General features: G+C 70.7%; 19 protein-coding genes. 9 read left to right on the top strand and 10 right to left on the bottom strand.

The genetic code is table 11. From position 1 onward, the window contains the following. Positions 1–136: 136 nt before the first annotated feature. The 3 genes from JGS39_RS24750 (at position 137) to recX (ending at position 3,511) form a co-directional block, all read left to right on the top strand. Entirely contained in the window at positions 137–1,306 is a 1,170-nt protein-coding gene (locus tag JGS39_RS24750; protein WP_219571665.1) for an AI-2E family transporter, read from the top strand. Between the two features lie 303 nt (positions 1,307–1,609). Continuing rightward, positions 1,610–2,740, top strand: coding sequence for a recombinase RecA (gene recA, locus JGS39_RS24745; RefSeq protein WP_219571657.1), 1,131 nt, complete (start codon positions 1,610–1,612; stop codon positions 2,738–2,740). Between the two features lie 3 nt (positions 2,741–2,743). Then, complete coding sequence (gene recX, locus JGS39_RS24740; protein ID WP_219571656.1) at positions 2,744–3,511, top strand: recombination regulator RecX; 768 nt, start codon at positions 2,744–2,746, stop codon at positions 3,509–3,511. A gap of 151 nt (positions 3,512–3,662) precedes the next feature. Here recX and JGS39_RS24735 read toward each other — a convergent pair whose 3' ends face one another. Then, on the bottom strand, positions 3,663–4,304 hold the full coding sequence (locus JGS39_RS24735; protein ID WP_219571655.1) for a DUF6197 family protein: 642 nt from the start codon (positions 4,302–4,304) through the stop codon (positions 3,663–3,665). A 428-nt stretch (positions 4,305–4,732) separates the two neighbouring features. Between JGS39_RS24735 and JGS39_RS24730 the strand changes: the two genes are divergently transcribed. Then, the gene (locus tag JGS39_RS24730; protein ID WP_219571654.1) at positions 4,733–5,404 is read left to right on the top strand and encodes an ArsR/SmtB family transcription factor; all 672 of its coding nucleotides are present in this window, start codon (positions 4,733–4,735) and stop codon (positions 5,402–5,404) included. Then, positions 5,401–8,007, top strand: a complete 2,607-nt coding sequence (locus JGS39_RS24725; protein WP_219571653.1) for an FtsX-like permease family protein — start codon at positions 5,401–5,403, stop codon at positions 8,005–8,007. The genes JGS39_RS24730 and JGS39_RS24725 overlap by 4 nt, the downstream gene beginning before the upstream one ends. A 52-nt stretch (positions 8,008–8,059) precedes the next feature. Here the strand turns inward: JGS39_RS24725 and JGS39_RS24720 are convergent, their stop codons facing one another. The 8 genes from JGS39_RS24720 to JGS39_RS24690 form a co-directional block, all read right to left on the bottom strand. Continuing rightward, positions 8,060–8,470, bottom strand: a complete 411-nt coding sequence (locus tag JGS39_RS24720; protein ID WP_219571652.1) for a rhodanese-like domain-containing protein — start codon at positions 8,468–8,470, stop codon at positions 8,060–8,062. Then, entirely contained in the window at positions 8,467–9,003 is a 537-nt protein-coding gene (locus tag JGS39_RS24715) for a cupin domain-containing protein (RefSeq protein ID WP_306083362.1), read from the bottom strand. The genes JGS39_RS24720 and JGS39_RS24715 overlap by 4 nt, the downstream gene beginning before the upstream one ends. A gap of 74 nt (positions 9,004–9,077) precedes the next feature. Continuing rightward, positions 9,078–9,164 (bottom strand): putative leader peptide, encoded by an 87-nt coding sequence (locus JGS39_RS41965; RefSeq protein ID WP_311307652.1) that lies wholly within the window; start codon positions 9,162–9,164, stop codon positions 9,078–9,080. 32 nt (positions 9,165–9,196) lie between these two features. Beyond that, positions 9,197–10,810: an FAD-dependent monooxygenase gene (locus JGS39_RS24710; RefSeq protein ID WP_219571651.1), complete on the bottom strand. Its 1,614-nt coding sequence runs from the start codon at positions 10,808–10,810 to the stop codon at positions 9,197–9,199. A 239-nt stretch (positions 10,811–11,049) separates the two neighbouring features. Then, positions 11,050–11,961, bottom strand: coding sequence for an amino acid ABC transporter permease (locus JGS39_RS24705; protein WP_219571650.1), 912 nt, complete (start codon positions 11,959–11,961; stop codon positions 11,050–11,052). Then, the gene (locus tag JGS39_RS24700; protein ID WP_219571649.1) at positions 11,958–12,623 is read right to left on the bottom strand and encodes an amino acid ABC transporter permease; all 666 of its coding nucleotides are present in this window, start codon (positions 12,621–12,623) and stop codon (positions 11,958–11,960) included. Before JGS39_RS24700 ends, JGS39_RS24705 begins: the two co-directional genes overlap by 4 nt. Positions 12,624–12,697: 74 nt before the next feature. Continuing rightward, positions 12,698–13,540, bottom strand: coding sequence for a glutamate ABC transporter substrate-binding protein (locus JGS39_RS24695; protein WP_219571648.1), 843 nt, complete (start codon positions 13,538–13,540; stop codon positions 12,698–12,700). Between the two features lie 69 nt (positions 13,541–13,609). Beyond that, positions 13,610–14,398, bottom strand: coding sequence for an amino acid ABC transporter ATP-binding protein (locus tag JGS39_RS24690; RefSeq protein ID WP_219571647.1), 789 nt, complete (start codon positions 14,396–14,398; stop codon positions 13,610–13,612). Positions 14,399–14,716: 318 nt separating this feature from the next. Here JGS39_RS24690 and JGS39_RS24685 point away from each other — a divergent pair, with 318 nt between their 5' ends. Both JGS39_RS24685 and JGS39_RS24680 read left to right on the top strand, forming a co-directional pair. Further along, on the top strand, positions 14,717–15,409 hold the full coding sequence (locus JGS39_RS24685) for a response regulator transcription factor (RefSeq protein WP_219571646.1): 693 nt from the start codon (positions 14,717–14,719) through the stop codon (positions 15,407–15,409). A gap of 15 nt (positions 15,410–15,424) precedes the next feature. After that, positions 15,425–16,819 carry a sensor histidine kinase gene (locus JGS39_RS24680; RefSeq protein ID WP_219571645.1) on the top strand — a complete coding sequence of 465 codons (1,395 nt, stop codon included), beginning with the start codon at positions 15,425–15,427 and terminating at the stop codon, positions 16,817–16,819. Between the two features lie 100 nt (positions 16,820–16,919). Here JGS39_RS24680 and JGS39_RS24675 read toward each other — a convergent pair whose 3' ends face one another. Beyond that, positions 16,920–17,918 carry a TAXI family TRAP transporter solute-binding subunit gene (locus JGS39_RS24675; protein WP_219571644.1) on the bottom strand — a complete coding sequence of 333 codons (999 nt, stop codon included), beginning with the start codon at positions 17,916–17,918 and terminating at the stop codon, positions 16,920–16,922. A 135-nt stretch (positions 17,919–18,053) separates the two neighbouring features. Between JGS39_RS24675 and miaB the strand changes: the two genes are divergently transcribed. Together miaB and JGS39_RS24665 are read left to right on the top strand one after the other, a co-directional pair. Then, on the top strand, positions 18,054–19,574 hold the full coding sequence (miaB, locus tag JGS39_RS24670) for a tRNA (N6-isopentenyl adenosine(37)-C2)-methylthiotransferase MiaB (protein WP_219571643.1): 1,521 nt from the start codon (positions 18,054–18,056) through the stop codon (positions 19,572–19,574). 56 nt (positions 19,575–19,630) lie between these two features. Then, positions 19,631–20,350: a class III extradiol dioxygenase subunit B-like domain-containing protein gene (locus JGS39_RS24665; RefSeq protein WP_219571642.1), complete on the top strand. Its 720-nt coding sequence runs from the start codon at positions 19,631–19,633 to the stop codon at positions 20,348–20,350. The last annotated feature ends 52 nt before the right edge of the window (positions 20,351–20,402 follow it).

The raw sequence follows: 20,402 nt of genomic DNA, 5'->3' as shown, positions 1-20,402 counted from the left end.
ACCGCGCGTCCGTGCGGTAGGCGAGACTTGCTCCGTGGCACCGACAGACGAGACCGCTCAGACCCAGCCGCCCCTCGACCCGCCCGTCCCGCCGACCGCGCCGCCGCCCCCGCAGTCCGGCGCCGGGCGCGCCCGCATGCCCGGCTGGCTGCCGCGTGCCATGGTGCTGGCGCTGGCGCTCTACGCCTGTTTCCGGCTCGGCAGCTGGGCCTTCGACCAGCTCATCGGTCTCTTGATCAATGTGCTGATCGCCTTCTTCCTGGCGCTCGCGATCGAACCCGCGGTGAGCCGGATGTCGGCCCGCGGCATACGCCGGGGCTTCGCCACCTTCCTGGTCTTCCTCGGCGTGCTGATCGCCGGCGCCGGCTTCGTCGTGCTGCTCAGCTCGATGCTCGCGGGCCAGATCGTCGACATGGTGGAGGACTTCCCGAAGTACCTCGACTCGGTGATCAACTGGGTCAACCAGACCTTCCGCACAGAGCTCTCCCGTGTCGAGGTGCAGGACAGCCTGCTGCACTCCGACTGGTTGCAGAAGTACGTCCAGAACAGTGCGAGCGGTGTCCTTGACGTGTCCACCACGGTCCTCGGCGGCCTGTTCCGGCTGCTGACGATCTTCCTGTTCTCGTTCTACTTCGCGGCCGACGGCCCCCGGCTGCGCCGCGCGCTGTGCTCCGTCCTCCCTCCGTCCCGCCAGGCCGAGGTGCTGCGGGCCTGGGAGATCGCAGTCGACAAAACGGGCGGGTACCTCTACTCGCGCGGGCTGATGGCGCTCATCTCCGGAGTCGCGCACTACATCCTGCTGCTGGCCCTGGGAGTGCCGTACGCGCCGGTGCTCGCGGTATGGGTGGGGCTCGTCTCGCAGTTCATCCCCACGATCGGTACGTATCTGGCGGGCGCCCTGCCGATGCTGATCGCGTTCACCGTCGACCCCTGGTACGCGCTGTGGGTCCTCGGATTCGTCGTGGTGTACCAGCAGTTCGAGAACTACGTGCTGCAGCCCAAGCTGACCTCGAAGACCGTGGACATCCATCCGGCGGTCGCCTTCGGCTCGGTCATCGCCGGCACGGCCCTGATGGGTGCCGTCGGTGCGCTGATCGCCATTCCGGCCGTCGCCACGCTGCAGGCCTTCCTCGGCGCCTACGTGAAGCGCTACGACGTCACGGACGACCCCCGGGTGCACGGACGCCATCAGTGGCGGCGTGGTGAACCGTTGGCCGTGCGGCTGCGCCGGATCTGGCACGCCCCCGAGGCCGAGGGCGGCCAGGGGGAGGGCGACGAGCCGCAGGACCCGCAGCCGCGCTCCTGAGGCGCGGCGCCCCTGCGGCCCGCCCGCATTGCCCCATCTGCGTAAATTCTGGCTAGGCGCCGCATAGGCGATCTTCTCTCCTGAATGCCCTACTTAGGGGCGCTATCCTGAGGGCGAGCCGGTGCGGCGTGGTGCGCTTGACACCAAAATCGAACATCCATTCTCATGGGATTCCGGCCGGGTTTTCCCGGGCTCGACCGTGGAGTTGTCCACAGGCCGGGAGGACGTCGAGGCCCATTGTCAGTGGCAGGGGTTAGCGTCTTTGACGTGAAGCGATCGACTCAAGCAAATCGGGTGGAACCCATGGCAGGAACCGACCGCGAGAAGGCGCTGGACGCCGCACTCGCACAGATTGAACGGCAATTCGGCAAGGGCGCGGTGATGCGCCTAGGTGAGCGGCCGAACGAGCCCATCGAGGTGATTCCCACCGGGTCCACCGCGCTGGACGTGGCGCTCGGCGTCGGCGGTCTGCCGCGCGGCCGCGTGGTGGAGGTGTACGGGCCGGAGTCCTCCGGTAAGACGACGCTGACGCTGCACGCCGTGGCGAACGCACAGAAGCTCGGCGGCCAGGTGGCCTTCATCGACGCGGAGCACGCGCTCGACCCGGAGTACGCGAAGAAGCTCGGCGTCGACATCGACAACCTCATCCTGTCCCAGCCGGACAACGGTGAGCAGGCCCTCGAGATCGTGGACATGCTGGTCCGCTCGGGTGCGCTCGACCTGATCGTGATCGACTCCGTCGCGGCGCTCGTGCCGCGCGCGGAGATCGAGGGCGAGATGGGTGACTCGCACGTGGGTCTGCAGGCGCGTCTCATGAGCCAGGCCCTGCGGAAGATCACCAGCGCGCTCAACCAGTCCAAGACCACCGCGATCTTCATCAACCAGCTCCGCGAGAAGATCGGTGTGATGTTCGGCTCGCCGGAGACCACCACCGGTGGCCGGGCGCTGAAGTTCTATGCCTCGGTGCGACTGGACATCCGGCGTATCGAGACGCTCAAGGACGGTACCGACGCGGTCGGTAACCGCACCCGCGTCAAGGTCGTCAAGAACAAGGTCGCGCCGCCGTTCAAGCAGGCCGAGTTCGACATCCTCTACGGCCAGGGCATCAGCCGCGAGGGCGGCCTGATCGACATGGGTGTGGAGCACGGCTTCGTCCGCAAGGCCGGCGCCTGGTACACGTACGAGGGCGACCAGCTCGGCCAGGGCAAGGAGAACGCCCGCAACTTCCTCAAGGACAACCCCGACCTCGCCGACGAGATCGAGAAGAAGATCCTCGAGAAGCTGGGCGTCGGAGTCCGGCCCGAGGCCGAGCCCGCCGCCGAACCCGGCGCGGACGCTGCAGGCGCGGCGGCTCCGGCCGACGGCGCGGCGAAGTCGGTGCCCGCTCCGGCCGGCAAGACCAAGCCGGCCAAGACGGCGGCGGCCAAGAGCTAGACCGTGACGCGTCGTACGGAGTGGCCGGGCAGTGCCGATGATTCCGGCGCGGGCCCCGGTCCCGAATTCGCCTCGGGGCAAGAATTCGACGACGGGCAAGCGGCCGGATCCGACCACGAGTCCGATGTCTCCCACAGGCCGGCCGTCAGAGCCGGCCGTGGGAGAAGCACGGCCTCGGGCGCCGGATTCGGTGAGGGGGCGGGGCGCCGTTCCCGCTCCCGTTCCAGGGACGGCGGTTCCCCCTCCTCGTCGAGGGCCGAGAAGAGGGAACCGCTGGACCCGGTCGAGCAGGCGCGCAATATCTGTCTGCGACTGCTCACCGGGACCCCGCGCACGCGCAAGCAGCTCGCGGACGCCCTCCGCAAGCGGGAGATCCCGGACGAGGCGGCCGAAGAGGTGCTCTCGCGCTTCGAGGACGTCGGGCTGATCGACGATGCCGCGTTCGCCGGTGCCTGGGTGGAATCCCGGCACCACGGACGCGGTCTGGCCCGCCGCGCGCTCGTCCGTGAGCTGCGGACCAAGGGCGTGGACTCAGCCGTGATCGACGAGGCCGTCGGGCAGCTCGACTCCGAGCAGGAGGAGGAGACGGCGCGTGAGCTCGTTGCGCGCAAGCTCCGGTCGACCCGGGGCCTGGAGCGCGACAAGCGCCTTCGCCGGCTTGCGGGCATGCTCGCCCGCAAGGGGTACGGGGAGGGCATGGCCCTGCGCGTAGTGCGCCGGGCCCTGGAAGAAGAGGGCGAGGACACGGAAGGGCTGGACGAACCGTTCTGACGGCATCGGCATCGGCATCGGTAGCGGCGGCAGCAACGGCATCGGCAACGGCGGCATAAACGGCAGTGGCGCTGTCAGCGGCACTGGCATCGGCGGAAACGGCAAGAACTGCGCCACCTGTTGAGCCTGATCGCCATCGCTCCCTGTGCCGTTACTGCCCGGCGCGGGCCGCGCGGCTGATGGTGGCGTCGATCAGGGCGAGGGCGTCCGCGGAGGTGCGCCCCGGGTAGCGGTTCCAGGGCCCGATCAGCCCGGTCCATCCCTGGGTGCGGAGCTCGGAGATGAGCCAGGCGCCGGCCCGGTCGACGGTGTGGGCCGACCCATAGCCCAGCCGATGTGCCGTGAGCATGGCGCCGCAGACGCACCGGGCGCCCCTGGCGTTGCGGAGCCGGTACGGGGTGTTCTGCCAGCCCCATTCGGTCAGGATCTGACGGGCATGGGCGAGATGGACGGAGGGCCGCACCTCCGGCTGTCCGATGCGCCGCCAGGCATGGAGCCGGTCGGGCAGCATCGCACCGAGACGCCCGGGGAGGGGTCGCTCGCGCGGCAGGGCCGCGGGCAGTGCGCGCACCGTGTCGGCGATGAGCTGATCCACCGGTACGGACAGCAGGTCGCGCCAGTCGCCCGACGGTGCGGGACGGTTCTGCTCGGCACCGGGCGAGACGGGCACCGGGGGTTCGGGGACGGTGAGGTCCCAGCCCGTGACGATCCGCTGCCAGGCCTCCGTGTCATGGAGGCGAGCGGCCTGGGCGTCGAGTTCGTCGGGAGTGAGGGCGGTGGCGGTGGTCGGCATGGGTGCGGGCTCCCCGTCGTAGCGGTGGTGAAGCGATGCCGTGGCGGCGTGATGGCGATGCCGTGGCGGACCTCGCCGTTGAGGCGAATGTCCGTCCGGTCCGCGGTTCGCTCCACCGGAGCGAGGCCATACGGGTGTGTCGCACCGCATTTCGGGGATGGCGAGCGGTCGGCCCGGCCCAGTCGGTGTGTGCCTGGGAACGGTGGGACGGGCAGGCCCTGAGCGGGGGAGCCCTGAGCGGGCAAGCCGGCAGCCGGCAAGCGGGGAAGCCCGGCAAGTGGGAAGGCCGGGGAAGCCTGGCAAGTGGGAAGCCCAGCAAGCGGGGAAGCCGGGCAAGGAGGGAAGCCCGGCACGGGGGATACCCCCCCTTCGAAGACGCCGGAACGCTCCAGTGCACAGTCATCTGTGCACAGAGCAGTGTGTGACGCATGCCAGAGAAGCCCGGCGGTACCGAGATCACCGAGCTGGCCGCCCTCAAGGCCCTCGCCCAGCCGCGACGCCAGCAGATCCTTCAGCACCTCACCCTGCACGGCCCCGCGACCTCGGCGATCCTCGCCCGCGCCCTGGGCCTGAACACCGGGGCCACCAGCTACCACCTGCGCGAACTGGCCCGGTACGGCTTCGTCGACGACACCGTGCCGCAGGCGCCGGGCGGAGGCCGGGCACGATGGTGGCGGGCCGTGCCCGGTGACCGCCGGTTCCCGCCTCCGTCCCGCCGGACACCCGGGATGCGGCTCGTCATGGACGAGCTGAACCGTCACGCGTACGCCGCGGACCTCGCACTCTTCGAACGGCTCCAGCGCGAGAGCGGGGGCGGCGGGGCTGCCGGAGACGGCGCGGGGGCCGACGAGTGGGCCGACGCGCACGCGTACTCACGTGGCTCCCTGCGGCTCACCCTCCCCGAACTCCAGCAGTTCTTCGAGGAGTACATCGCCCTCATGAACCGCTACAAGCGCCCCGAAGAGGAGACGCCGCCGGGCGCCCGCACGGTCCACACCCGGCTGCTGGCCTTCCCGGGGCCGGGCGAAGACGCCACTGACCGCCGTGAGCCCCGCGGCGCGCGCACGGACGACAACGGAAGAGAGACGGACGCGTCATGATGCTGCGCTATGCCCTGCGTACGGTCCGCGACCGCAAAGGAGGATTCCTCGGCGCGCTGCTGGCCCTTATGTGCGCCGCCGCTCTCGTCACCGCCTGCGGCACTCTTCTGGAGACCGGCCTGCGCGGACGGATCGCCACCGAGCGCTACGCCGCTGCCCCGGTCGTCGTCTCCGCCGACCAGAACGTCCACCGGACCACGGTCAAGCACAAGGGGAACGGGAAGACGAAGATCAAGCACAAGGCCAAGCCCGTCGCCGAGCGTGCCTGGTTGCCCGCCACCATCGCCGACCGACTCCGCGCCCTGAAGGGTGTACGAGCGGTCGTCCCCGAACTGACCTTTCTCGCCGAGCCGTTGTCGGCCCGGCCTGCGAGTTCAGAGGGCGGGAGCGGGAGCGGCGATACGTCCTCCCGCCCCACCCGCGAGGGAGACGGCGACACGCCCTCGTACGGACACTCCTGGGAGTCCGCCCCGCTCACTCCGTTCGCCCTCGTCGCCGGCCGCGCCCCCGCCTCGTCCGGCGACGTGGTGATCGACCGGGGCCTCGCCGAACGGGCCGGCCTGACCACCGGGGACCGGATCACCGTGCAGTCCACGCAGGCTCCTCGTACGTACCGTGTCAGCGGCATCGCGGCCCCGCGCGGACCCGGCGAACTGCGGCAGCAGACCTCACTGTTCTTCTCCGGGGCGGAGGCCGAACGCCTTGCCGCCCGCCCGGGCCAGGTCTCCGCCCTGGGTGTGCTGCCCGCAGCCGGTACGGACACCGGCCGGCTGAAGCAGCGGGTCGAGCAGGCCCTCAACGGCACCGGCGCCCAGGTCTCGACGGGCGACGAACGCGGTCCGGTCGAGTTCCTGGATGCTGCGGCCGCGAGGGTCAAGCTGGTCTCGATGGGCGGGGCCATGGGCGGAACCTCGCTGCTGGTCGCGGTACTCGTGGTCGTCGGGACCTTCGCGCTCTCCATCCAGCAACGCCACCGCGAACTCGCGCTGCTGCGTACGATCGCCGCCACGTCGCGGCAGATCCGCCGCCTGCTCGGCCGGGAGGCACTGCTGGTGGGTGCCGCCGCCGGAGTGCTGGGGGCCCTGGCCGGGCTGCCGCTGGCCGCCTGGCTGCACAGTCGATTCATCGACATGGGTGTGGTTCCGGCGACGCTGGAGCGGACAGCCGGAATACTTCCCGCCTGTGCCGCGCTCGCCGTCACCCTCCTCGGCGCCAGGGTCGCGGCCCGCATCTCCGGCCGTCGTATCGCCCGCCTCCGCCCAGCCGAGGCCATGGCCGAGTCCGCCGTCGAGCGCCGCCGTCCGGCGCGGGGCCGGATCGCCGCCGGTCTGGTCCTGCTCATCGGCGGCGGGGTGCTGGTCGCGGTGCTGGGCATCCTGCACACCGAGGCCGCCTCGACCCCGGTCACGTTCCTGGCCGTGGTGGTGCTGGCCACGGCGGTGTCGCTGCTCGGCCCGCTCCTGGTCCGGGCGGCCGCGTTCCTCCTGGCGGGCGTGAACCGGGCGGCCGGACACGTCGGCATCCTGGCCACCGCGAACATCCGCGGGAACTCCACCCGGATGGCCTCCGTCGTCACCCCGCTCACCCTGCTCATCGGCATGACCTGCACGGTTCTCTTCGCCCAGCCGACCCTCGGCGACGCCGCCCTGGCCCAGGCCCGTGAGGGCACCCGCGCCACCTGGGTGCTGGGCGCGCAGGGTCCCGGCGTGCCGTCGGAAGCCGCCGAGGCCGTGCGCAGGACGCCCGGAGTCACCGCCGCCACGGAGGTGGTCCGCACCACCGTCCGGGTCGGGCTCGCCAAGTACCAGGCCCAGGGAGTCACGACAGCAGGTCTCGCCCGCACCTGGGACCCCGGCGTGACGCGCGGTTCGATCGCCGCGTTCGGCGCGGACTCCCGCTCCGCCGCCATCAGTGAACTGGCCGCCGATCAACTGGGCCTGCGCCCCGGCAGCGAACTGAAGCTGCACCTGGGCGACGGCACCCCAGCCACCCTCACGGTCGCGGCCGTCTACCGCCGCGGGCTGGGCTTCGGCGATCTGACGCTGCCGCACGACCTGCTGGCCCGTCACATGGACAATCCCCTCGCCGCGACCGTCCTGGTCGCAGGGGACGCGAGCCGCAGCGAACTGACGGCCGCGCTGCGGAGTTTCCCGGGAGTCGCCGTCGTCGCCCCGGAGACCGCCGACCGGCTCCAGGCGGACCGCCGGCAGGAGAACGCCGAGGTCAACCTGCTGGCCATGGGACTGGTCCTGGCCTTCACCGCCATCGCCGTCGTCAACACGCTCGCCATGTCGGTCTCCGAACGGCTCAAGGAGTTCGCGCTCCTGAGACTGGCCGGGGCGACCCGCCGCCAGGTGCTGCGGATGCTGCGTATCGAGACGCTTTCGGTCCTGGCCGTCGCCACAGTCCTCGGCACCGGTATCGCGCTCGCCGTACTGACCGCCTTCAGCATCGGCATGACGGGCGGCGCGGCGCCCACAGTGGTGCCGCTGGTGTACGCGACGGCGGTGGGCGCCGCGGCCGTGCTCGCCCTGATCGCCACGGCGTTGCCCGGCAGGCTGACGCTGAAGACCCGCCCGGTGGAGGCCGTCACGAGCCGGTGACCGACTGCCCCGGGCCGACGCGGCCCCCCGGGACCGGGCCCGGGGCAGTCGGTCACACCTCGACCGGGAGCCCCGCCGCGCGCCAGGCCTGGAAGCCGCCGACCAGGTCCGTCGCGCGGTACAGCCCGAGCCGGTGCAGCGATTCGGCGGCGAGGCTCGACGCGTACCCCTCGTTGCAGATCACCACCACGCGCAGACCGTGGCTCACGGCCTCCGCCGCGCGATGGCTTCCCAGTGGGTCCAGCCGCCATTCCAGTTCGTTGCGTTCGACGACCAGGGCCCCCGGGATCAGCCCGTCCCGCGCCCGCAGTTCCGCGTAGCGGATGTCCACGAGCAGCGCGCCGTCCTCGGCGGCCGCCTTCGCGTCCTGCGGTCCGAGCCGCTGGTATCCGGCCCGCACCCGCTCCAGCAGTTGATCGATGCCGAGCGGGGCGTCGCCGTCGTCGTGCTGTTCGTCGCTCACTGCCAGTCCTCCGGGCGTTCGGTCTGCTCAAGGCGGAGCACCGCGCCGGTGCGGCTGTAGCGCCGGATCTGCGGCAGCGGCGGGTAGTACGCGTGGACGGATACGGCGTGCTCCACGGCGGACTCGTTCAGCACCTCGTGGACGTGGTGCCGGCCGAACGCCTTGCCCTGACCCGACGTCAACTCCCTTGACCGGTCGATGTCCTCAGCCAGTTCCAGGGTCTTCCAGCCGTCGGTGGGCAGCCGCGCCGCGAGCGAGTGCTCCTTCAGCGTGCCGGCCGCGGTGAGGAAGGCGCCGATCGAGTCGGCGTGGTCGTGCCAGCCGGTGCCGGTGCCGGGGGGCCAGCCGATCAGCCAGGCCTCACTGCCCCCGGGCCCGTCCAGCCGGATCCAGGTACGGCCCTCGGGGTCGAGGGGGAGCGAGGCGATGAGTGCGGTGTCGGCGGCGGTACGGCGGACGAAGTCGAGCAGTTCGGCGGCGGTCGGGCCGGCGGACGTACCTACGGGCACGGCAGGGGAGGGAGAGGCAGACACAGGGACCGTCCTGAGAGTTCGCGTGGATGCCCCTGCCGCACGTCACCGCGCGCGGCGGAGCAGGAGAAGGCGATTCAGCAGGACGGGCGACACACGCAGCCCGCATAGCGGAGCAGGTCCATATGGACCCTCCGCCACAGGCGCACATCGGTGTCGGTCATGTTCCGGAGTAGACCATGTGCGCCTGCGTCGGTCAATTGACGTCTGCGGTCCGGCCGGAGCGTACGGAGGTGAGGGCCGCGCCGCCGCGCGCCGCGTCCGCCGCCGCGAGGAGCTCCGCCGGCCGGACGCCGCCGAACGACTCCACGAGATGGCCGTCCGGCCTGATGAGCAGCACGGTGTGCGCGGACGCACCCGGGTAACTCTCGGCGACCAGGAGCTCGGCCTTCACCGGGAGGCCGTCGACCGTCTCGACGAGCCGGGGCATGACCCCGGCCCGCATCCAGTGCCGCCGGTCCCAGACCCCGGTGCCCGGCGCGACGAGCAGCACGAGCAGATGCCCCTGCCCCAGCCGCTCCCGGAGCCGTACGGGCGTTCCGTCGGGCGCGGTGACCCGCACATCGGCGACCGGCGCACCGGGGGGCGTACCCACCGAGGTGTGCGCCTCGGCGCGTGGGGGCGCAAGGGGTGAATGGGAGTAGGACGGGGGCGCACCGAGTGGGCCGCAGCCCAGATGTCCGTCGGTGAGCAGCGAGTCGTGCCCCCGTGCGCTCCCTGGGACCAGGGTCCGCAGACCCCCGCCGCCCCGCAGTATCGGCAGCGACTGGTCGGCGGCGCGCAGACGGGAGGCGACGGCGGCCCGGCGCTCGGCCTGGTAGCTGTCGAGGAGTACCTCGGACGCGCCGTGGTGCCAGGCCAGCGCCAGCTTCCACGCCAGGTTCTCGGCGTCCCGCAGCCCCTCGTCGAGCCCCTGGGTACCGAGGGCACCGAGCAGATGCGCGGCGTCCCCGGCGAGGAAGGCCCGCTTCACCCGCCAGCGCCGGGCGAGCCGGTGGTGGAGCGTGTAGACGCCGGTGTCCAGCAGTTCGTACGGGGGCGTCTCGCCGCACCAGCCCGCCAGGGTGTCCCTTACCCGGGTGACGAGGGCGTCCGGCGTGACGAGTTCGCCGCGCGGCGGAAGGAGCCAGTCCAGCCGCCAGACACCGTCCGGGAGCGGCCGCGCGGTGACTTCGGCGCCACCGGTGCGCCAGGGCGGCAGGCGGTGCAGCACGGCCTCGCCGGGCCAGGGCAGCTCGGTGCGCAGCGCGGCGACGGCATGCCGTTCCACCGCCGTACGCCCCGGGAACCGGATGTCGAGGAGCTTGCGCACGGTGGACCGGGCGCCGTCGCAGCCGACCAGGTAACTCCCGCGCCACCAGGTCGCGCCGGGCTCGCGCGTGTGGACGGTGACCCCGTCGGCGTCCTGCTCCAGTGTGTCGATGCGGCTGAGTCGCGCCGTCTGCACGAGTTCCTGCGCGGCGACGGCGTCCCGCAGCCCACGTACCAGCGCGTGCTGCGGTACGTGGACGGGGGCGGCAGGCCGGTCGCCGTCGGGCGCACACACGCCGAGCGGGAGCTCGCGCACCAGCTGCCGGCGCCGTACGGACCGCCAGCCGGTCCAGCGCAGGCCCTCGTCCTGGAGCGTCTTGCAGCCGAGCCGCTCCACCAGGTCGGCGGTGTCCTCGCGCAGCACGACCGTGCGGGCCGGACGTGTCTCGTCCTTGCCCGGGTCCTCGTCGAGGAGCACGGACGGCACACCCTGCGCCGCGAGGGCGAGCGACAGCACCAGGCCGACCGGCCCGGCACCGACGACGATCACCGGGTCCACGGCGCGGCCCCCGGAACACCTGTGGTCGGACGCGTGGAGGCGCACGGGAGGAGGCAGGGGGCCGGGACGGCTCCTGAGGCGGAGGGCGGCGTCGAGGGAGATGCGGCGGCGGAGGCTCGGGGCGCGATCACAGAACGTATGCAACCTACTGGGGGTGCGCGCGTCAAGTGACACCGGAACGCGGCGAGGGGCGGTGGCAGGTGTGCCACCGCCCCTCGCGGGCGTCTGTCGACGAGTCGTCAGACGGCGCGTTCGCCATCGATTTTGAGCGACGGCGCATCGATCGTCTCCAGGTCGCCCCCGGGGCCGGTGCCCACGATGGCGCCCGTGCTCTTCTTCGCGCGCCGGAGCCGCTGCTCCAGCCAACTCGCGAACGAGGTGAGGGCGAAGTTCAGCGCGAGGTAGATCACGGCGATGATCGTGAAACACGCGATGGTGTTGGCACCGTAGTTCGCGGCCATCGGCCGGACCGAGGCCAGCAGCTCCGGGAAGGCGAGCACCGCGCCACCGAGGGCAGTGTCCTTCACGATCACCACGATCTGGCTGACGATCGCGGGCAGCATCGCGGTCACCGCCTGCGGCAGCAGCACGAAGACCATGGTCTGGCCCTTGCGCATGCCGATCGCCTTGGCCGCGTCCGTCTGCCCCGAGGGGAGCGTCAGGATGCCGGCCCGCACGATCTCGGCGAGCACCGAGGCGTTGTAGAGCACCAGCCCAGTGATCACGGCATACAGCAGGCGGGTGTCAGGGTCGAGCTCGGTGTACTCGAAGTACGCCTGGTTCGCGATGAGCATCAGGATCAGCACCGGAATGGCGCGGAAGAACTCCACGACCACGCCCGCCGGCCCCCGCACCCACCGGTGGTCCGAGAGCCGCCCGATTCCGAACAGGGCGCCCAGCGGAAGCGCGATGATCAGAGCGAAGAACGCCGCCTTGAGCGTGTTCTGGAGCCCGGGCCAGAGGAACGTCTCCCACGGCTGGGAGCTGGTGAAGAACGGCTTCCATTTGACCCAGTCGAGCTGGTGCTTGGAGGTGAGACCGTCGTACACCCACCACACCACGGCTGCCGCGCCCAGCACGAACAGGACGGTGTAGAGGACGTTCCTACGCTTGGCGCGCGGCCCCTGGGCGTCGTACAGGACCGAGGTCATCGCTTCACCGCCACCTTCTTGCTCACCCAGCCGAGGATGAGGCCGGTCGGGAGGGTCAGAACGATGAAGCCGAAGGCGAAGACGGCCGAGATCAGAAGCAGCTGTGCTTCGTTCTCGATCATGCCCTTCATCAGGTACGAGGCCTCCGCCACTCCGATCGCGGCGGCGACCGTGGTGTTCTTCGTCAGCGCGATCAGCACGTTGGAGAGCGGATTGACGACCGATCGGAATGCCTGCGGGAGGATGATCAGCCGCAGTATCTGGGTGAAGCTCAGGCCGAGGGCGCGTGCGGCTTCGGCCTGGCCGACCGGCACCGTGTTGATACCGGATCGTAGTGCTTCGCACACGAAGGCGGCGGTGTAGGCGCTCAGCGAGAGCACCGCGAGCCTGAAGTTGATGTCCGTGAAGTCGCTTGCGCCCAGACTGATGCTGAGCGTCTGGAACAGGCCCAGCGAGGCGAAGAGAATGATCACGGTCAACGGAATGTTCCGGACCACGTTGACGTAGCCGGTCGCGAAACCGCGCATCAGGGGGACCGGGCTGACCTTCATGCCGGCCAGCAGCGTTCCCCATATGAGGGAGCCGAGGGCGGAGTAGACGGTGAGCTGCACCGTCACCCAGAACGCCCCAAGCAGGTCGTAACCTTCAAGAAAGTCGAACACGATCTCCCGCGCTTCCGCGTGTAGGAGGGCATGGCGCGCCGCCGTCAGTGACGGCGCGCCCGGTCAGCCCTGCTTCACTTGACGATGTCGCCGATCTTCGGCGCCTCTTCGTTCTTGTAGCCCGCCGGACCGAAGTTGGCGTCCACGGCCTTCTTCCACGAACCGTCCGAGACCATCTTGGTGAGCGCGTCGTTGATCTTCTTCTTGAGGTCGGCGTCGCCCTTCTTCAGGCCGATGCCGTAGTTCTCGTTGGTCATCTTGAAGCCGGCCAGCTTGAACTTGCCCTTGTTGGCGTCCTGCGAGGCATAGCCGGCCAGGATGCTGTCGTCCGTGGTCAGCGCGTCAACAGCCTTGTTCTCCAGGCCGGTCAGGCACTCCGAGTAGCCGCCGTACTCCTGGAGCTGAGCCTTCGGGGCCAGCTTGTCGTGGACGTTCTGCGCCGAGGTCGAGCCGGCCACGGAGCAGAGCTTCTTGTTGTTCAGGTCCTCGGGCGACTTGATCGAGGAGTCGTCCGCGCGGACCAGGATGTCCTGGTGGGCGAGGAGGTACGGACCCGCGAAGTCGACCTTCTGCAGACGCTCGTCGTTGATCGAGTAGGACGCGGCGATGAACTTCACGTCACCGCGCTCGATCGACGTCTCACGGTCGGCGCTCTTGGTCTCCTTGAACGTGATGTCCGCGGCGTCGTAGCCCAGTTCCTTGGCGACGTACGTGGCGACATCGACGTCGAAACCGGTGTACTTGCCGTCCGGGGTCTTCAGGCCGATACCCGGCTGGTCGATCTTGATACCGATGGTGATCTTCTTGCCGCCGCCCGAACCGGACGCGTCGTCCTTGTCGTCGGAACCACAGGCGGTGGCGGTCAGGGCGAGGGCGAGCACGGCGGCCGAGGCGGCGGTGACCTTACGAAGCTGCATGGTGAAATTCCCTAGAGTTGACGCGATGTGAGTGATCGGCCGGTCCGGAGACCGGCGCCGAAGGCTCCATCAGTGGTGAAGGATCTTCGACAGGAAGTCCTTGGCCCGGTCACTGCGCGGGTTGCTGAAGAACTGGTCGGGCGTGGCCTCTTCGACGATCTTTCCGTCCGCCATGAAGACGACGCGGTTGGCCGCGGAGCGGGCGAAGCCCATCTCGTGGGTGACGACGACCATGGTCATGCCGTCGCGGGCGAGCTGCTGCATGACCTCCAGCACCTCGTTGATCATCTCCGGGTCGAGCGCGGAGGTCGGCTCGTCGAAGAGCATGACCTTCGGGTCCATCGCCAACGCCCGCGCGATCGCCACACGTTGCTGCTGGCCACCGGAGAGCTGGGAGGGGTACTTGTCGGCCTGGGTTCCGACGCCCACCCGGTCGAGCAGTGAACGCGCCTTGTCCTCGGCAGCCTTCTTGTCCGTCTTGCGGACCTTGAGCTGGCCGAGCGTCACGTTCTCGAGCACCGTCTTGTGCGCGAAGAGATTGAACGACTGGAAGACCATGCCGACGTCGGCACGCAGCCTTGCCAGCTCCTTGCCCTCCGCGGGCAACGGCTTCCCGTCGATCGAGATCGCGCCCGAGTCGATCGTCTCCAAGCGGTTGATCGTGCGGCACAGCGTGGACTTCCCGGACCCGGAAGGCCCGATGACGACCACGACCTCGCCGCGGGCGATCGTCAGGTCGATGTCCTGGAGCACATGCAGCGCGCCGAAGTGCTTGTTGACGTTGCTCAGCACGACCAGGTCGTCGCCGGCCGCGGGTGCAGCGTCCTCGGCGCCCTTGGTCACTGAAACTCCGCTCATCGGCTTAATGCTCCGTCCTCCTCGGTTGGGAAGGACCTTAGTGACGCAGTGCTACCAGCGTCATTACATCTGAGCGGAAATTGAGCATAACGATCCGGCTGCAACCGGACACTCCGTGTGAACGGGGCGCCTTTCTGCGCCCCGGGGCGTACCGGGTGCATAACGGAAACCTGGATGCAACAGGCGGGCACTTGACTGGCCCCCCGTCATCGGGGTGGATGCTCTGGTACACCCTGACGTGAAACGCCCCGGTACGGGGAAGTAACGGGGGGCGTACGCGACCGTACGGACACTGCGCACGAGGAGGAAGAGGGGGCCATGAGACTGCTGCTCGTCGAGGACGACAACCACGTCGCCGCCGCCCTGTCCGCGATCCTCGCCCGGCACGGCTTCCAGGTCGTCCACGCCCGCAGCGGCGAGGAGGCACTCCAGGCGCTCCTGCCGACCGAGACCGAACCCTTCGGTGTCGTACTCCTCGACCTCGGTCTGCCCGACCAGGACGGCTACGAGGTGTGCGGGAAGATCCGCAAGCGCAGCTCCGTACCCGTGATCATGGTGACCGCGCGGGCCGACGTCCGCTCACGGATCCACGGGCTCAACCTCGGCGCCGACGACTACGTGACCAAGCCGTACGACACCGGTGAGCTCCTCGCCCGCATCCACGCCGTCAGCCGGCGCAAGACGGGCCCCGAAGACACCGCGCCCACGCCCCTCGCCGCGCTCCGCCTGGGACATGTGCACATCGAGCTGCCGACCCGCCGGGTCAGCGTCGACGGGAGCGAGGTCCAGCTCACCCGCAAGGAGTTCGACCTCCTCGCGCTGCTCGCCCAGCGGCCCGGCGTGGTGTTCCGCCGGGAACAGATCATCAGCGAGGTGTGGCGTACGAGCTGGGAGGGGACGGGCCGCACCCTGGAGGTGCATGTCGCCTCCCTGCGCTCCAAGCTGCGGCTGCCCGCCCTGATCGAGACCGTGCGCGGGGTCGGCTACCGACTCGTCGCGCCGTCCGCGTAGAGGCGTACGTTCCCGTTGCGCACCCGGCTGCTCCCGCTGCTCATCGTCCTCATGGCGGGCGTCCTGCTCGCCCTCGGCTTCCCGCTGGCCGTCAGCGTGGCCGCGGCCCGGCAACAGGGCGTCGTGATCGACCGGATCGACGACACGGCACGCTTCGCCGCCCTCGCCCAGTTCATCACCGAACGCACCAGCGGCTACGACGAACGGCGCCGCACACTCCAGGGCGAGCTGGCGACGTACGACGCCGTGTACGGCATCCGGGCCGGTGTCTTCTACCGCGACGACACCGCCATGGCCAAGGCGCCCGCGTCCTGGCGGCTGCCCGACGAGGGCGAGGGCCGCGAGGCGTTCAAGGAGGCGCTGCTCGGCCGTCGCAGCCACGACCCGCCCCAGGTCTGGCCCTGGCAGGACGGCCGGGTGGTCGTCGCCTCGCCCGTCGTGCGGGACGGCGACGTGATCGCCGTCGTCGTCATCGACTCACCCACCGACCAGATGCGCGCCGCAACGCTCCGCGGCTGGCTGGTGATCGCCGCGGGGGAGGTCATCGCGATGCTGGTGGCCGTCGGTGCCGCGAACCGGCTCACCGGCTGGGTACTGCTCCCCGTACGGACACTCGACGCCGCCGCCCACGACATCGCCATCGGGCGCATGCGGTCCCGGGTGGCCGCCTCCGGCGGGCCCCCGGAACTCAGGCGCCTGGCCCGTTCGTTCAACGAGATGGCCGACAACGTCGAGGACGTGCTGGAGCAGCAGCGGGCCTTCGTGGCCGACGCCTCGCACCAGTTGCGCAACCCCTTGGCCGCCCTGCTGCTGCGGATCGAGCTGCTCGCTCTCGAACTCCCCGAGGGAAACGAGGAGATCGCCTCCGTGCGTACGGAGGGCAAGCGCCTCGGCCAGGTTCTGGACGACCTGCTCGACCTGGCGCTGGCCGAGCACGCCGACGCCGATCTGCAGCTCACTGACATCGGCGCCCTCAGTGCCGAACGGGTCGCCTCCTGGCGGCCGGTGGCCGAGGAGAGGGGCGTACGGCTGCGGGCGGACGGCATGGGGGCCGTCACCGCGTGGGCGGACCCCATCGCCCTGTCCAGCGCACTGGACGCGATCATCGACAACGCCCTCAAGTTCACCCCGCGGGACGAGGAGGTCCGGGTCACGGTCGCCTCCGACAGCGCGTGTGTCACCGTCGTCGTCGCGGACGGCGGACCGGGGCTCACCGAGCAGGAGATGGAGCGCGTGGGCGACCGGTTCTGGCGCAGCTCCCAGCATCAGAACGTGCGGGGATCAGGGCTCGGACTCTCCATCTCCAAGGCGCTGCTCGCCGCGAGCGACGGCGCGCTGTCCTGCACGCGGAACGAACCGCACGGGCTGCGCGTGACGGTCTCGGTCCCGCGCAACGGCCCCCAGGGCTGAGAAGCGGGCCCGCCGGGACGCGGGGACGAAGGGCCCCCGGTCCCAGGGCCTGACCGAGCTGTGGTGGGCCTTCAGGGCTTGACCGGGCGATGGTGGGCCCTCAGGGCTTGACCGACCGGTAGTAGCGCTTGGCGCCCTCGTGCAGCGGCAGCGGATCCGTGTAGATCGCCGTCCGCAGGTCCACCAGCTGCGCGGCGTGCACCTCGCGGCCGATCCGGTCCCTGCTGTCGATCACGGTGCGCGTGAACGCCTCCGTCATCGCGGCGCTGGTGCGGTCCGTCGTCACCAGCACATTGGCGACCGCCACCGTGGGAACGGCCTGTCCCTGCTGGGCGTCGCGGTAGGCGTCGGCCGGCATCACGGCCGAGCGGTAGAACCGGGTGGACCCGCCGGCCGCCTGGAGCTGTCTGATGAGCGGGTCCTCCAGCGGAACCAGCCGGATCGAGAACCGGGCGGAGAGATCCGCGACCGCGGTGGTCGGCAGTCCGCCGGACCAGAAGAACGCGTCCAGCCGGCCGTCCTCCAGCAGCTTCGGCATCGTGTCGATGCCCACGGGCACGGCCGTCACGTCGGCGACGGGATCCAGGCCCGCAGCCGTCATCAGCCGGTCGGCCACCAGCCGCACCCCCGAACCCGGCTGCCCGACCGCGACCGTCTTGCCCCGCAGATCCGCCACCCTGCGGATGTCCGAGCCGCGCTCCACGACCAGCTGTATGTAGTCGTCGTACAGGCGGACACAGCCGCGCAGCCGGTCGGCACCCGGCTTGCGGTCCCGCAGATACGTGGCGACGGCGTCGGTGGTCGCGATGGTGAAGTCGGCCTTGCCCGTCGCGACCCGGGCGATGTTCTGCTGCGAGCCCTCGCTGGTCTGGAGCCGTATCGACACCTCGGGAAGATCCTTGGCGAGCGCGCCCTCCAGCCGCTCGCCGTACCGCTGGTAGACGCCGCTGCGCACCCCCGTGCTGAACGTCAGAGTCCCGTTCGGCGCCGGATTCCCGAGGGGGAGCAGCCACCAGAGCAGGAGTCCGAGCACGACGACGGCGGCGGCGCCCGCCCGCAGGGAGCGACGCCGGCCGATTCGGGACAAAGCCGGGAGCATGGCGGCGATCCTGCCAGGTGGTTCCCGGCCCTGGCCAGGGGTGCCGTCGGATCTCACAGCCCGCCGCGGCGGCGGGTGCGCGGTCCGCACGCCGCCCGCGGCGGGAGGTGTCCGTGCAGCGCCTACCCTTGTGGCATGAGCAGCGGCAACCGGAGCGAAGCAGTGGACGTCAGAAAAAGCTATGAGGTGCGCACCTACGGGTGCCAGATGAACGTCCACGACTCCGAGCGGCTGTCGGGACTCCTGGAGGACGCCGGCTACGTACGGGCGCCCGAGGGATCCGACGGTGACGCCGACGTCGTCGTCTTCAACACCTGCGCGGTGCGCGAGAACGCCGACAACAAGCTCTACGGCAACCTCGGCCGGCTCGCACCGATGAAGACGAAGCGCCCCGGGATGCAGATCGCGGTCGGCGGCTGCCTCGCACAGAAGGACCGCGACACCATCGTCCAGCGGGCGCCCTGGGTCGACGTCGTCTTCGGTACGCACAACATCGGCAAGCTGCCCGTGCTGCTGGAGCGCGCCCGGATCCAGGAGGAGGCGCAGATCGAGATCGCCGAGTCCCTGGAGGCGTTCCCCTCGACACTTCCCACCCGCCGCGAGTCCGCGTACGCGGCGTGGGTCTCGATCTCCGTCGGCTGCAACAACACCTGCACCTTCTGCATCGTTCCGGCGCTGCGCGGCAAGGAGAAGGACCGCCGGACCGGCGACATCCTCGCCGAGATCGAGGCACTGGTCGCCGAGGGCGTCTCCGAGATCACCCTGCTCGGCCAGAACGTGAACGCGTACGGCTCCGACATCGGCGACCGCGAGGCCTTCTCCAAGCTGCTGCGCGCCTGCGGGCGGATCGAGGGACTGGAGCGGGTCCGCTTCACCTCGCCGCACCCGCGCGACTTCACCGACGACGTGATCGCGGCCATGGCCGAGACACCGAACGTGATGCCGCAGCTCCACATGCCGATGCAGTCCGGATCGGACACGGTTCTGAAGGCGATGCGGCGCTCGTACCGGCAGGAACGCTTCCTCGGCATCATCGACAAGGTGCGGGCCGCGATGCCGGACGCCGCGATCTCCACCGACATCATCGTCGGCTTCCCCGGGGAGACCGAGGAGGACTTCGAGCAGACCATGCACGCGGTCCGCGAGGCGCGCTTCGCCAACGCCTTCACCTTCCAGTACTCCAAGCGCCCCGGAACCCCCGCCGCCGACATGGACGGGCAGATCCCCAAGGAGGTCGTCCAGGAGCGCTACATGCGCCTGTCCGCCCTCCAGGAGGACATCTCCTGGTCGGAGAACAAGAAGCAGGTCGGCCGCACCCTGGACGTTATGGTCGCGGAGGGCGAGGGCCGCAAGGACGGCGCGACCCACCGGCTGTCCGGCCGCGCCCCCGACAACCGCCTGGTCCACTTCACCAAGCCGGACCAGGACGTCCGGCCCGGCGATGTGGTGACCGTCGAGATCAGCTACGCCGCCCCGCACCACCTGCTGGCCGAGGGTGCGCCCCTCGGGGTGCGGCGGACCCGCTCGGGGGACGCCTGGGAGAAGCGCACCGCCGCCGCGGCCGCCAAGCCCGTCGGCGTCATGCTGGGCCTGCCCGGGATCGGCGCCCCGGCGCCGCTGCCCGCCGCCTCGGCACCGGGCTGCGGCTGCGACTGACGGCGCTGTACGGTCCCCGCGCGGTACGCCCGCGGCGGGCCAGTACGCTGCCCCTCATGCTTGTCGCCGCCGCAGTCTGCCCCTGCCCGCCGCTGCTGGTCCCCGAGGTCGCCGCCGGTGCCGCGCCAGAGCTCGATGGAGCCAGGACCGCGTGCACCGATGCCCTGGGGGTGCTCGCGGCCTCCCGGCCCGATCTGCTGATCGTGATCGGTCCAGCCGGTCCCGCGGGCCGCGGTACGCACCCCGAAGGGGCCACGGGCGGCTTCCAGGAGTTCGGTGTGGACCTCGGCGTACGGCTGGGGCGAGACGTGGGAAGCGCCGCGGTCGCGGAGCGCCCGCTCGCGCCGTCGCTCGCGGTCGGCGCGTGGCTGCTGGCCCGTACCGGATGGGCGGGCACCCCGGTCGAGGCGCTCGGTGTCGGAGAGCCGCTGGAGACCGCCCGCTGCACGGAGGCGGGGCGCGCCCTGGCCGACCGCGCGGACCGGGTCGCGCTGCTGGTGATGGGCGACGGCAGTGCCTGCCGCACCGTGAAGTCGCCCGGCTACCTGGACGAGCGCGCCGCCGGGTTCGACGCGGAGGCCTCGCGGGCGCTGGGGGCGGCCGACACGGGTGCGCTGATCGCGCTGGACGAGGCGCTGGCGTACGAACTCAAGGCTGCGGGCCGTGCGCCCTGGCAGGTGCTCGCGGGGGCGGCCGAGGGGGCCGGGCTGGACGGGCGGCTGCTCTACGACGACGCGCCGTACGGCGTGGGCTACATGGTCGCGGCCTGGGCCTGACGCTCTCCCTGAGCCGGGACAGCACGACGGCCGTGGAGCGATATCGCTCCAC

This window comes from Streptomyces poriferorum, from assembly GCF_019399235.1.
In the GTDB taxonomy this organism is placed as follows: Bacteria; Actinomycetota; Actinomycetes; order Streptomycetales; family Streptomycetaceae; genus Streptomyces; species Streptomyces poriferorum.
This window is presented reverse-complemented; position numbering and strand designations above follow the sequence as displayed.